Raw genomic sequence first — 12,310 nt, 5'->3', positions numbered from 1 at the left:
CCGCACGCGTGCCGTCGAAAGGAACCTCGCATGTCTTCGGTTGCACTGGAACGGACCATCTTCGACGCCGATCACGATGCGTTCCGGGAAACGGTGCGCCGGTTCGCCGAACGTGACGTGGCCCCGCATCTTCGCGACTGGGCCGAGGCGGGACAGGTGGACCGGGACCTCTACCGTCAGGCCGGCAAGCTCGGGCTCCTCGGGATCAATGTCGAGGAACGATTCGCCGGCGGCGGAATCGACGACTTCCGTTTCAACGCCATCGCCATCGAGGAGCTCTGCCGCGTCGGGGCCCCCGCCGTGGTGATGGGCCTGGCCGGCATCAACGACCTCGTGACGCCGTACCTCGTCTCGCTGGCGAACGAGGAGCAGAAGCATCGGTTCCTGACCCCCTTGTGCACCGGCGAGAAGATCGGCGCCATCGCCATGACCGAGCCGGGCGCGGGTAGCGACCTGGCCGCGATCTCCACGACCGCCCTCCCCGACGGCGACGATCTGGTCCTCAACGGCACCAAAATCTTCATCAGCAACGGAATGCTCGCCGACTTCGTGATCGTCGTGGCCAAGACGGATCCGGTGGCGGGCAAGAAGGGCGTGAGCCTGCTGGTGGTCGAAGAGGGGATGGCCGGCTTCACCCGCAACGGACCGCTGCACAAGGTCGGCCTGACCGCACAGGACACCGCCGAGTTGGTGTTCGACGACGTCCGCGTCCCCCGCGAGAACGTCCTGGGCGAGCTGAACGACGGCTTCGGCTACTTGCGCCACAACCTGCCCCAGGAACGCCTCAGCGTGGCCGTCACGTCCATGGCGTCGATGCGACGCACGTTCGACCAGGCCCTGACGTACAGCTGCGACCGCACGGCGTTCGGCCGGCGGGTGGCCGACTTCCAGGCCAACCGCTTCTACCTCGCGGAGCTCGCCACCGAGATCGAGATCGCGCAGTGCTTCACGGACCGCTGCATCCTCGACGCCGCCCACGGCACGCTCGACGAGGTGACCGCGGCCATGGCCAAATGGTGGATCACCGAGCTGCAGCAACGGGTGGTCCAGCGCGCGGTCCAACTCTACGGCGGGTACGGATACATGCGCGAGTACGACGTCGCCCAGGACTATCTCGACTGCCGCGGCGGGTCGATCTACGCCGGGACCACCGAGATCATGAAGGAAATCATCGGGCGCACGCTCACGCGTGCCTGATGGGTGCGGTTACCACAGAAGCGTTGGCGATCTCTTCCATTGACAAGTTCAATGATTAATGTTTAATTGTGATCCGCGCTACACACGCGATCCGCTCTGTTGTCCCACGCTTCGGCCAAGGAGTATCGATGACGGTCACCGCCACCGCCGGCACCATGTCGGCCACCCAACGCAAGAAGGAAGTTCGCAGGGTGATCCTGTCGAGCTACCTGGGCAGCACCATCGAGTTCTACGACTTCCTGCTCTACGCCACGGCAGCGTCCCTCGTCTTCGGTCCGGTCTTCTTCGCCGATCTGGACCCCCTGGCCGCGAGCATCGCGTCGATGGGAACGTTCGCCGCCGGCTATGTCGCGCGCCCCCTGGGCGGAATCGTCTTCGGTCACTTCGGGGACACCGTCGGCCGCAAGGCCATGCTGCTGATTTCGATGACCGTCATGGGCATCGCCTCGTTCGCGATCGGACTCATTCCCCCACCGGAAATGATCGGCTCCTGGGCCGCGGTGATCCTCGTCCTTCTCCGCGTCTGCCAAGGACTCGCCGTCGGCGGCGAATGGGGTGGCGCAGCGCTGATGTCGCTCGAGCACGCCGAATCCGGCAAGCGCGGTTTCGCGGCGGCGTTCACCAACGCGGGCGCCCCCACCGGCGCACTGCTCGGCACGCTCGCGCTGGCGGCCGTGTCACTCCTCCCCGACGAGCAGTTCCTGACCTGGGGCTGGCGTATCCCGTTCCTGATCTCGGCGTTCATGCTGGCCCTCGGCCTGTTCATCCGGTCCAAGGTGTCGGAGAGCCCGCTGTTCACGGCGGCGCTGAAGGAATCCGCGAAGAAGGAAACCACCCCGCCCATCGTCACCATCCTGAAGCGGCCCCGCGCGGTCGTCGTGGCGTCGATGAGCTGCATCGCGAGCTTCGGAATGCAAACCGCGTTCACCACGTTCGCCATCACGTACGCCGTGTCGAGCGGCGCCGCGCGGTCCGACGCGCTGCTGGCGTTCTCCTTCTGCCAGTTCTGCGCGATCTTCCTGGTCCTCGGATCGGCGCGACTGTCCGACCGGATCGGCCGCCGCCCGGTCATGCTCGCGGGACTCGGCGCGATGATCCTCAGCGTCTACCCCCTCTTCCTGCTGCTCAGCACGGGACAGTTCCTGTTCATCGCGCTCGCCTTCGTCGGCTACACCATCTGCCACTCGGCCACCTACGGTCCGATGGCCGCGTTCATCTCCGAGCAGTTCGGCACCCGGGCGCGCTACACCGGTGCGTCGCTCGGATATCAGCTGGCCACCCTCATCGGTGCGGGATTCACCCCCGTCATCCTGGCGTCGCTGTTCGCGTCGTCCGGTAAATCGATCCTCCCGGTCGGGCTGTTCATCATCGCACTGTGCGTGGTCAGCGCCGTCTTCCTCGTCGCGACGAAGGAGAGCAAGGACAACGACCTGACCGCCGACACCCCGTCGGCCTGACACACCACGCCGCCACAAGCTCGAGAGTAGTTTCGAAGAGAACGAGGAGTCACCATGGACAACGAAGGCATCGGCTCGTGGCTCGAGCGCCGCATCACCATGACGCCGAAGAACGAGGCGCTCGTCTTCGACGGTCAGGCCGTCACGTACGAGGAGATGGCACTGCGGACACGCCGACTCGCCCACGGCCTGCGCGCCCTCGGCGTCGAGAAGGGTGACTGCGTCGGCTTCTTCGGGTTCAACGACCCGGCGGCGCTCGAGGTGATGTTCGCTGCCGGGCTGCTCGGCGCCACGTATCTCCCGCTCAATGCACGCCTCACCGCGGAGGAAGCACGCTACGTGCTCGGCGATTCACGCTGCACCACAGTGATCTTCGGCGATCAGCAGGCCGACGTCGCGCAGGAGCTGGCGCAGTCGGACACCCCGGTCACCACCTGGATCGGCCTGGGCGACTCGTGGTCCACCCACACGTACGAGGGCGTGCGCGCCGGCCAGCCGGACACCCGCATCGACGAACAGGTCGGCCTCGACGACCTGTCGGTACTGATGTACTCGTCGGGCACCACCGGCGCACCGAAAGGCGTCATGCTCAGCCACGGCAACATGCTGTGGAACGCACTGAACCAGCTTCTCGCCCAGGACATGACGTCGAAGGAACGCACACTGTCGGTGGCGCCGCTGTTCCACATCGGTGGGATCGGCGGCGCTGTCACGCCGACACTGCTCAACGGCGGCACCGTGGTGCTGCTGCGCAAGTTCGATGCCGGCGTCGTCCTCGACACGATCGAGAAGGAACGCATCACCACGTTCTTCGCCGTCCCCACGATGATCCAGGAACTCTGGCACCACCCCCGGTTCGCGGACGCCGACCTGTCCAGCCTGCGGGCCATCTGCGTCGCCGGGGCTCCGCTGCCCGAAGCATTGATCTCCCCGTGGCAGGACCGGAACGTCGCGATCACGCAGGCGTACGGCCTGACGGAGACCGCGCCGTCGGTGACCATGCTGTCGAGTGCGGACGTGCGCACCAAGATCGGTTCCGCCGGCAAGCGGACGTTCTTCACCGACGTCGACGTCGTACGCCCGGACGGGTCGAGCGCCGAACCGCACGAGATCGGCGAGATCGTCGCCAAGGGCCCGAACGTGATGCTCGGCTACCTGAATCAGCCCGAGGCGACCGCCCGCACCATCGTCGACGGCTGGCTGCACACCGGCGACGCCGGCTACTTCGACGACGAAGGCTTCCTCTTCATCTGCGACCGCTACAAGGACATGTACATCTCGGGCGGCGAGAACGTCTACCCCGCCGAGGTCGAGGCGGCGCTCCTGAAACTGGACGGCATCCGGGAGGCGGCGGTCATCGGCGTCCCCCACGAAAAGTGGGGTGAGACCGGCATGGCCTTCGTCGTCGCCGACGACGGCACGACACTCGACGAGGAGACGGTGCGCGCCCGGCTGCGAGAAAAGCTCGCAGGGTTCAAGATTCCCACGTCCATCCAGATCGCGGAGGCACTCCCCCGCACCGCCACCGGCAAGATCCGCAAACCCGACCTGCGCAAGCTTGCCGCTTCGCAGCCTGTGAGTACTTCTTAACGTCGGGCGGTTAACAAGTACTCACGAGCGTGCTTGCATTATGGAATGAAGCACATCGGGATCGTGTTGTTCGACGGCGTCGAGGAGTTGGACGCCGTCGGGCCGTGGGAGGTGCTGTCCGCGTGGACGCGCATGTACCCGGACGACGGATACGCCGCGTCCTGCCTCTCCGCGTCGGGCGGGAGTGTGCAGTGCGCCAAGGGCCTCGTCCTGGGCGCTCATCATTCCCATGCCGACGCGCCGCCCCTCGACGTGCTGCTCCATCCCGGCGGTCAGGGCACGCGGCCACAACTGCTCGACGACGCCCATCTCGACTGGGTGCGCCGCCAGCGCGCCGTCGTTCCGTTGATGACCAGCGTGTGCACGGGGTCCCTGGTCTACGCGAAAGCCGGCCTGCTGAAAGACAGGCCGGCTACGACGCGTTGGGCCGCTTCGCCCCCTGTGAGTACTTGTTAACCACCCGCGGTTAATAAGTACTCACGGGCGCGTCAGCGCACCACGGACAGCGACACGCGGCTGGGGTAACGCTCCCCTGTGTGCACGGTCTGGTGGGCGACCACGAATTCGGATGATTCGTAGGCGGATTCGCCGGTGTTGAGGTTGCGGTCCCAACGGGGATGGTTGCTGGACGTCACGTGGACCCGGATCCGCTCGCCCGGCTGGAAGGTGACGGCCGTGGACCACAGGTCGATCGCGTACTCGTACACCTCCCCGGGCACGAGCAGGCTCGGTTCGGTGGACGTGTACGTCCCGGGGGTGCGGTAGGAGTCGCGGTAGCGGGCCCGCACCATGCCGTCGGTGAGTGTGATCGACGTGCCGTCCGCGGTCACCCGGCACAGTCGCACGACGAAATCGGTGTCGACCGCGCTGGACGACGCGAACAGTGTCGCGGACACCCGGCCGATCACCGTCAACGGCTCGGTGAGTGTCTCACCGGTGAAGACGAGGACGTCGTCGCGGGATTCGACGCGGCTCTGTTCCAGTGCGCCGGGCGCGAACGTTCCCGGCATCATCGTCGCCCCACCGACCGTCGGCACAGGATCCGCCGGGTCGTAGTCGTAGTCGACGCACCCGTCGCTTTCCTCCGCTTGCGCGACGAGGGTTCCGCCGGGAGCGAGGAAGAGTTCGGCCGTCCGCGTGGGTTCCGGGAAGCGGTCGTACCTCCGCCACCGGTTCTCCCCCATCACGAAGATCCGGACCCGGGGCATGGCGGGTTCCTCGTCGCCGAGCACCGACGCGTACCACTGCGCGTGAACCGACGACAGGTCCTGACCCGAGTCGAGCACCGCCTGGTTCGCGGGACTGCCGAACACCACCGAGCCACCGAGCCCGGAGAAGTTGGTGTGACTCCACGGGCCCACGATCAGGTACGGCGCGGGGGCCGCACCGGAATCACTGTGCGCCAGTTGGCCGAAGTACTGGTCGAGGGTGCTGTTCACGAAGATGTCGTACCACCCGCCGATGTGCAGTGAGGGGAGGTCGACGGCCCGGTCGCTCGCGCTGTCCCACAGGTCGCGGGTGTGGTGATCGATCGGGAATCCCAGCGATTCGACGATCGGCGACGCGAAGAACGCCGGTGCGTCCACGGCCATGTCGCGGACGGGCAGGATGTCGAGGAACGTGTCCTCGGACATCGCCCGGTCGATTCGCGTCCACGACTCCCACTCGCGTTCCGCGCGGGCGGGATCGGTCCGGGACAGTTTCGCGATCTCGGCCGGTCCGGCCGAATAGTGCCCCCACCCGAGCCGGGCACCGAATTCCACCGCGCCGCCGCGCACGAGCCCACCGGACCGCGCATTGCCGCCTGCGGAGATGCCCGGGGCGATGCCGCGCAGGGCCGGCGGCTTCTCCTGGGCTGCACGCCACTGGGTTTCGGCGAAGTACGACCGTCCCCACATACCCACGGCGCCGGTCGAGTACGGCAGTTCGGCGGCCCACTGCACCGTGTCGTAACCGTCCGGACCTTCGTTCTCCGACGGCACGAACTCGCCGTCCGAGCCGAACCTGCCGCGGACGTCCTGCATGATCACGACGAATCCGGCGGCCGCGACGGTGGTGGGGTTGAGGTAGCCCGAGTTCACGGACAGGTCGCGGCCGTACGGGGTGCGGGTGAGCAGAACCGGGAAGCGTCCGGATCCGTTCGGGCGGTAGACGGTCGAGCGCAGAACCATCCCGTCCCGCATCGTTGCCTCGACGTCGTTCTCGATCAGTACATCGTGTTTCACAGGTTCGGTCACTTTCGACGGGAGTGCGGTCATTTGCCGAGGTCGGTGGTGCTGGTCCGGTAGGTTTCGCGGACCGTGAGCGTGGTGACCGCGCTGACCAGGCAGCAGCACGCGGTGAATACGGCCACCGGTATCCAGCCGTTCGGTCCGGGCCGGACGAGCGCCGCGGCGATGGTGGGGGCGAATCCGGTGGCCACCAGCGCCAGCTGCCCGGAGATCGCCATGCCCGAATACCGGATGCGCGTCTCGAACATCTCGGCGTACAGCGCGGGACCGACGGCGTTGACGAGCGAGTAGCCGGCCACCATCACGATGCACGCGGTGATCAGGATCAGGGCCGTCGAACGCTGGCTGACCGCCCAGAAGAATCCGGAGATGGCGACGGCGCAGACGAGGTTGCCGGTGATGAAGATCGGCTTGCGTCCGATCCGATCGGCGAGGATCCCCGCCGCGGGCTGGGCCACGAGCGCGAGTGCGGCGGTGAGCACGGTCGCGCCGACCATGACGGTCCGGGACACGCCGGCCTCGTGGGTGCCCCACGACAGGGCGAAGGCACTGAAGATGGTGGAGACCACCGCGAACAGCCCACACCCCACGACCCGCAGCACACTCGGCCAGTGGTCGCGGAAGATCACCTTCGCCGGCATCTCCTTCGGCTCGTCGGTCGACACGGCCTCCTCGAACACCTCGCTCTCGGGCAGCATCCGGCGGATGACGAGCCCGGCGAGAGCGACGAAGATGCTGAGCAGGAACGGGATACGCCATCCCCAGCTGAGGAAGGCGTCCTCGGGCAGTCCGGAGAACACGAGGACGACCAGCGACGCCAGCAGCATTCCCGCGGCGGCACCGGTGTTCACCCAGCTCGCCGCAAGTGCCCGGCGATGGGCGGGTGCGTGTTCGAGCGCCAGGGACGCGGCTCCCGCCGACTCGCCTGCCGCCGACGCACCCTGGACGGCCCGCAGCAGCACCAGCAGGATCGGCGCCGCGACGCCGATCGCCCCGTACGTCGGCAGGCAGCCGATGAGCGAGGTGGCCACACCCATCATCACGAGCGTCACCACCAGCATCCGCTTACGCCCGAGCGTGTCTCCGAAGTGCCCGAAGACGAGGGCCGCGAGAGGCCGGACGACGTAACCGATCCCGATGGTCGCCATCGACACGATGGTCCCCCAGAACGAACCGAGATCCGGGAAGAACAGGGTGTTGAACGCGAGCGCGGAGAAGGACGCGTAGATGAAGAAGTCGTAGTACTCGAGGGTGCTGCCCACGAAGGAGGCCAGGGCTGCCCGGCGCGCGTGGGGCGACCGGACGCTCGTGTCGGCGCGTACGGCGCGGCCGTCGAATGTGGAAGTCATGTGGTTCCTACCTGAATGTGAAGGGCATCCGGGAGTTCGGAGGGGCCTCGAGGCGGGTGCGGCACCGGGGATCGGAGTCGTCCAGGTCACATCCGCGCCGCCGAGGGAGACTCTGCCAAAGAAACCGATCACCGTCCAAGAGCAGTATCGGCACCGATTGATAAGCGATCGTTATTGCTCGTCGGCGACGGTGTCCGGCGACGGCAGCACCTCGTCGGCGAGGTCGAGGACCGTCCGCACCACCGGCGATACGGGACGGTCCGACCAGGCCAGCGCGGCCCGGACTTCGTATCGGCCGGCATCGAGGGGAACGAGGACCACCCGATTGGGATACGTCTGGACGTCACCCGGCACGAGCGCCACACCGACCCCCGCCGCGACGAGGGCGGTCAGGACGATCCCGTCGGTGGTCTCCTGCACGATGTTCGGCGTGAACCCGACATCCCGGCACGCGGCGAGCAGATCGCGGCGGAGCGTGGATCCGGTGGCGGCGGGATTCGCGACGAACGTTTCGTCGCGTAGTTCCGCGAGGTCGATCGACTTCCGTTCGGCGAGTGGGTGATCGCTGGGGAGCAGTGCACTGAGGTACTCCACCGAGATCTGCCGCGTGAGCACATGGGGGTGGGACACCGCGTCCGAGACGATCCCGAGGTCGAGTTGCCCCTCCCAGATTTCGTCGAGGATCTGCCCACTGACCGTCGCCCCTTCGAGAACGAGATCGATCAGGGGATACCGACGGCGCACCGACCGTGCCAGAGAGGACAATTCGGTCTGCCCGTAGGCGCCGCTGAAACCGACGCGGACGCGACCCTCGACCGCCGGATCCGCGATCACCGCGGCATCGACGGCGCGGTCGATTCCGGCGAGCGCGTCCCTGCACGGCTGCAGGAAGCGCTCCCCCGCCGCGGTGAGCCGGACCGATCGCGTCGTGCGGTCGAACAATTTGACGCCGAGGCGTTTCTCGAGTTGCTGCACCTGCTGACTCACTGCGGGTTGCGCGATGTGCAGCACCTCGGCCGCCCGGCCGTAGTTGAGTTCTTCGGCGACCGCGACGAACGACTTCATCCAGCGGATCTCCACGACCGGTCAGTCCACCACGAACACCGTGAGACGCACCTCGCCGGGAAGGCGCTCGCCGGTGCCGACGAGGATCCGTGAGCGCAGCCACGACCACCGGCCCTCGGCGGCGGTGAGCCGCGGCGTGCAGCGGAAGTAGATGCGCTCGGGTGGCACGGCCTCGCCGTCGACCAGTCGGGCGATGTCTTCGGCGGTACCCGAGCGCAGCCCGAAGTTGGTGACGTAGATGCGGTCGCCGTCGTCGGTCTCGATGGCGTACTTGGCCTCGAGCTCGGTGAGCGTGGACGAGCTGAGCAGCTGGAAGTCCGCCCCGACCGGCAGCACGGTGCCCCGCAGCTCGGGGCCCTCGACCCGGCCACCGACGATGGGGATGATGCGACGTGTCCCTTCGGGCGTGGACCCGATCTCCACCGGCTCGGCCACCTCCACGACGAACGTGGCGAGGAACGACATGCCGGGCGGGGCCGGGGCGAGGAGCTCGGTCATCGCGCCCTACTCCACGAAGGTGGGAAAGGCGATGCTCTGCAACGTGTCCCGCATCTGATTGACGACCGTGTCGGGGATGCCCTCGAAGTAGCGTCCGTGCGCGGCGTCGACACGCGCCTTGGCGTCGTCGCGGAGCCGGCGCCCTTCCTCGGTGGCGGCGATCAGTTTGTTGCGGCGATCCGAGGGGTCGAGGGTACGCACGACGAGTCCGCGTTCCTCGAGTTCGTCGACCAGCCCCACGATCTGACTGGGGTCGAGACCCATGGTGGCGGCCACCCCGCGCTGGTTGACGCCCTCGGCCTGCTCACAGGCGAGAACCAGGACCGAGTAGGAGCGCACCCGCAGACCCGTGGGGACGAGGGCCTTGTTCACCGCGCCCAGCACCATTCCGCCGACGCGCGAGAGCAGGAACCCGATGTCGTCCGATAACGCCTGCGACTCTGCCATGCGACGACCCCCTTCTGATGATTGTCGGTAGAGTAGCAGACCTTAATCATTGACATTCTCAATCATCAATGATTACGTGTGATCCAGCGAACACGACCTTAGGAGAATCACGACATGGACCTCAGCAACAAAGTCGCCGTAGTCACCGGCAGCGGACAGGGCCTCGGACTGGCATACGCCAAGGACCTGGTGCGCCACGGCGCCGCGGTCGTGATCAACGACGTCAACCAGGCCACCGCCGACGCCGCCGTCGCCGAGATCACCGCCGCGGGCGGCCGGGCAGTCGCCGTCGTCGCCCCGGTCGGCAGCACCGAAACCGCCCAGAAGCTGGTCGCCGGCGCGATCGACGCATTCGGACGCCTCGACGTCATGGTCACCAATGCCGGCATCCTCCGCGACAAGGTGCTGTGGAAGATGACCGACGACGACTTCGACGCCGTGATCAACGTGCATCTGCGCGGCACCTTCACCTGCGTACGCGAAGCCGTCCTGAAGTTCCGCGAACAGGGCGACGGTGGTCGCATCATCTGCATCGGCTCCCCCGCCGGCCAGCGCGGCAACTTCGGGCAGACCAACTACTCGGGCGCCAAGTCCGGCATCGTCGGCATGGTCCGCACCTGGGCGATGGAACTGCAGCGCGCGGGCATCACCGCCAACGCCGTCTGCCCTGTCGCAGCGACGGCGATGACGGAGACCGTCCCGTTCCTGGCCCCCTACATCGAGGGCATGAAGAACGGCGAGCCGCTCCCCGACATCATCCGCCGCGAGGTGGGCCTGGGCACCCCCGAGGACGCCGCAGGCATCATCTCGTTCCTCGCGTCCGACGCGGCCGCCGAGATCACCGGCCAGGCGTTCGCCGTCGGCGGCGACCGCCTCGCGCTGTGGTCGCACCCCGACCTGACCGCGGTCGAGTACCACGACGGTGGCTGGTCGGCCGACGACATCGCGGCTCAGTGGAACGGCACGTTCGGCGACGCCGTCCAGTCCGTCGGCGAGGAATTCCCCGAGGAGCTGATGGCGAAGTGAGCCGCTACGAGTACGGCATCGACTTCGACAAGATCGACGCCATCGACATCCACACTCACGTCGAGATCGACGGCTGCGGGCACCGGTCGCTCGACGACGAACTGATGGCCGCCTCGGAGAAGTACTTCAAGTCCGGGGAGGAACGCACCCCGTCCATCGACGCGATCGCCGATCACTACCGCTCGCGCAACATGGCCGCGGTCGTGTTCACCGTCGACGCGGCCTCAGCCAGCGGACACGCCGCCAACTCGGTCGAGGAGATCGCCGAGGGCGCGGCCCGCCACAACGACGTCCTGATCCCGTTCGGATCCGTCGACCCCTGGCAGGGCAAGGCCGCCGTGCGGCGCGTGCACCGGCTCGTCGACGACTACGGCGTGAAGGGATTCAAGTTCCACCCGAGCATGCAGGGCTTCGAACCGAACGACCGGCAGTTCTACCCGCTCTACGAGGCGATCACCGAGGCCGGGGTCCCCGCCCTGTTCCACACCGGTCAGACCGGGATCGGCGCCGGGCTGCCCGGCGGCCACGGCATCAAACTGCGCTACTCCGACCCGATGCTGCTCGACGACGTCGCCGCCGACTTCCCCGACCTCACCGTGATCATGGCCCACCCGTCGGTGCCGTGGGTCGACTCGCAGATCTCCATCGCCACCCACAAGGCCAACGTCTTCATCGACCTGTCCGGGTGGTCGCCGAAGTACTTCCCGCCGCAGCTGGTCAAGGCCGCCAACAGCATGCTCCGCGGCAAGGTGCTGTTCGGCTCCGACTTCCCCGTCATCCAGGTCGACCGCTGGATGAAGGACTTCGAGAACCTCGACATCAAACCCGAGGTCGCGCCGCTGATCTTCAAGCAGAACGCGCTGCGCGTTCTCGGCATCAAGCACTGACCCGGCCCCACCGAACCACCAGGAGACTTATCATGACCACCGCAACCACCACCCGCGTCGCCACCCTCGCCGACCTCGCCGCACTCGAGGGCCAGCCGCTGGGCACCAGCTCGTGGATCGACATCCCCCAGCAGCGAATCAACACGTTCGCCGACGCCACCGACGACCACCAGTGGATCCACGTCGACCCCGAGCGCGCCAAGGCGGAGAGCCCGTTCGGCGGGCCCATCGCCCACGGCTACCTCACGTTGTCGCTGATCATCCCCATGTGGGACGAGGTACTGACCGTCGACAGCGTCACCATGGCCGTCAATTACGGTCTCAACAAGGTCCGATTCACCAACCCCGTACCCGCCGAGGGACGCGTCCGGCTGAACGCGACGCTGCAGTCCGTCGAGGAGCTGCCCAAGGGCGGCGTCCAGGTGACCGTCGCCGGGCAGATCGAACTCGAGGGCAGCGAGCGTCCCGCGGTAGTCGTCGAGGCCGTGTACCGCTTCTTCGAGTGACCCACCTGTGAGTACTTATTAACCGCCCGGGGTTAATAAGTACTCACGGGTGGCGAA

12 protein-coding genes are annotated in these 12,310 nt (G+C 67.1%); 7 read left to right on the top strand and 5 right to left on the bottom strand.

Annotation, left to right across the window (positions count from 1 at the left end; genetic code table 11):
- Positions 1 to 30: 30 nt before the first annotated feature.
- From couH to QM841_RS02875, 4 genes are all read left to right on the top strand, one after another.
- Entirely contained in the window at positions 31 to 1,197 is a 1,167-nt protein-coding gene (couH, locus tag QM841_RS02890) for a dihydro-p-hydroxycinnamoy-CoA dehydrogenase (RefSeq protein WP_283330843.1), read from the top strand.
- Positions 1,198 to 1,325: 128 nt separating this feature from the next.
- Complete coding sequence (gene couT / locus QM841_RS02885) at positions 1,326 to 2,654, top strand: p-hydroxycinnamate MFS transporter (protein WP_105421153.1); 1,329 nt, start codon at positions 1,326 to 1,328, stop codon at positions 2,652 to 2,654.
- A gap of 54 nt (positions 2,655 to 2,708) precedes the next feature.
- Entirely contained in the window at positions 2,709 to 4,244 is a 1,536-nt protein-coding gene (gene couL / locus QM841_RS02880; RefSeq protein WP_283330842.1) for a p-hydroxycinnamoyl-CoA synthetase, read from the top strand.
- Between the two features lie 45 nt (positions 4,245 to 4,289).
- Entirely contained in the window at positions 4,290 to 4,700 is a 411-nt protein-coding gene (locus tag QM841_RS02875; protein ID WP_283330841.1) for a DJ-1/PfpI family protein, read from the top strand.
- Positions 4,701 to 4,732: 32 nt separating this feature from the next.
- On the opposite strand, the gene QM841_RS02870 is transcribed toward QM841_RS02875, so the two are convergent.
- The 5 genes from QM841_RS02870 to couR form a co-directional block, all read right to left on the bottom strand.
- Positions 4,733 to 6,502 carry a CocE/NonD family hydrolase gene (locus QM841_RS02870; RefSeq protein ID WP_349307380.1) on the bottom strand — a complete coding sequence of 590 codons (1,770 nt, stop codon included), beginning with the start codon at positions 6,500 to 6,502 and terminating at the stop codon, positions 4,733 to 4,735.
- Positions 6,499 to 7,824 (bottom strand): MFS transporter, encoded by a 1,326-nt coding sequence (locus QM841_RS02865; RefSeq protein WP_283330839.1) that lies wholly within the window; start codon positions 7,822 to 7,824, stop codon positions 6,499 to 6,501. Before QM841_RS02865 ends, QM841_RS02870 begins: the two co-directional genes overlap by 4 nt.
- Positions 7,825 to 7,995: 171 nt before the next feature.
- A complete protein-coding gene (locus tag QM841_RS02860) occupies positions 7,996 to 8,904 on the bottom strand; it encodes a LysR family transcriptional regulator (RefSeq protein WP_283330838.1) in 909 nt (302 codons plus the stop codon).
- Positions 8,905 to 8,910: 6 nt separating this feature from the next.
- Complete coding sequence (locus QM841_RS02855; RefSeq protein ID WP_283330837.1) at positions 8,911 to 9,387, bottom strand: DUF3237 domain-containing protein; 477 nt, start codon at positions 9,385 to 9,387, stop codon at positions 8,911 to 8,913.
- 6 nt (positions 9,388 to 9,393) lie between these two features.
- Positions 9,394 to 9,834: a MarR family transcriptional repressor CouR gene (gene couR / locus QM841_RS02850; protein WP_009478157.1), complete on the bottom strand. Its 441-nt coding sequence runs from the start codon at positions 9,832 to 9,834 to the stop codon at positions 9,394 to 9,396.
- A 114-nt stretch (positions 9,835 to 9,948) separates the two neighbouring features.
- Between couR and couN the strand changes: the two genes are divergently transcribed.
- The 3 genes from couN to couM are packed head-to-tail and all read left to right on the top strand — an operon-like array spanning position 9,949 to position 12,253.
- Positions 9,949 to 10,860, top strand: a complete 912-nt coding sequence (couN, locus tag QM841_RS02845; protein WP_283330836.1) for a 4-hydroxyphenyl-beta-hydroxyacyl-CoA dehydrogenase — start codon at positions 9,949 to 9,951, stop codon at positions 10,858 to 10,860.
- A complete protein-coding gene (couO, locus tag QM841_RS02840; RefSeq protein ID WP_172649992.1) occupies positions 10,857 to 11,747 on the top strand; it encodes a 4-hydroxyphenyl-beta-ketoacyl-CoA hydrolase in 891 nt (296 codons plus the stop codon). Before couN ends, couO begins: the two co-directional genes overlap by 4 nt.
- A 32-nt stretch (positions 11,748 to 11,779) precedes the next feature.
- A complete protein-coding gene (gene couM, locus QM841_RS02835) occupies positions 11,780 to 12,253 on the top strand; it encodes a p-hydroxycinnamoyl-CoA hydratase (protein ID WP_283330835.1) in 474 nt (157 codons plus the stop codon).
- The last annotated feature ends 57 nt before the right edge of the window (positions 12,254 to 12,310 follow it).

This window comes from Rhodococcus sp. IEGM 1307 (assembly GCF_030056915.1).
Lineage (GTDB): Bacteria > Actinomycetota > Actinomycetes > Mycobacteriales > Mycobacteriaceae > Rhodococcus_F > Rhodococcus_F opacus_D.
The sequence above is the reverse complement of the archived record's forward strand: the minus strand, read 5'-3'. Positions and strand labels throughout refer to the sequence as shown.

What these genes read in the sequence shown, in the direction of transcription:
- couH (WP_283330843.1), top strand. Translation starts at nt 31, where the DNA reads ATGTCTTCGGTTGCACTGGAACGGACCATCTTCGACGCCGATCACGAT.
- couT (WP_105421153.1), top strand. Translation starts at nt 1,326, where the DNA reads ATGACGGTCACCGCCACCGCCGGCACCATGTCGGCCACCCAACGCAAG.
- couL (WP_283330842.1), top strand. Translation starts at nt 2,709, where the DNA reads ATGGACAACGAAGGCATCGGCTCGTGGCTCGAGCGCCGCATCACCATG.
- QM841_RS02875 (WP_283330841.1), top strand. Translation starts at nt 4,290, where the DNA reads ATGAAGCACATCGGGATCGTGTTGTTCGACGGCGTCGAGGAGTTGGAC.
- QM841_RS02870 (WP_349307380.1), bottom strand. Translation starts at nt 6,502, where the DNA reads ATGACCGCACTCCCGTCGAAAGTGACCGAACCTGTGAAACACGATGTA.
- QM841_RS02865 (WP_283330839.1), bottom strand. Translation starts at nt 7,824, where the DNA reads ATGACTTCCACATTCGACGGCCGCGCCGTACGCGCCGACACGAGCGTC.
- QM841_RS02855 (WP_283330837.1), bottom strand. Translation starts at nt 9,387, where the DNA reads ATGACCGAGCTCCTCGCCCCGGCCCCGCCCGGCATGTCGTTCCTCGCC.
- couR (WP_009478157.1), bottom strand. Translation starts at nt 9,834, where the DNA reads ATGGCAGAGTCGCAGGCGTTATCGGACGACATCGGGTTCCTGCTCTCG.
- couN (WP_283330836.1), top strand. Translation starts at nt 9,949, where the DNA reads ATGGACCTCAGCAACAAAGTCGCCGTAGTCACCGGCAGCGGACAGGGC.
- couM (WP_283330835.1), top strand. Translation starts at nt 11,780, where the DNA reads ATGACCACCGCAACCACCACCCGCGTCGCCACCCTCGCCGACCTCGCC.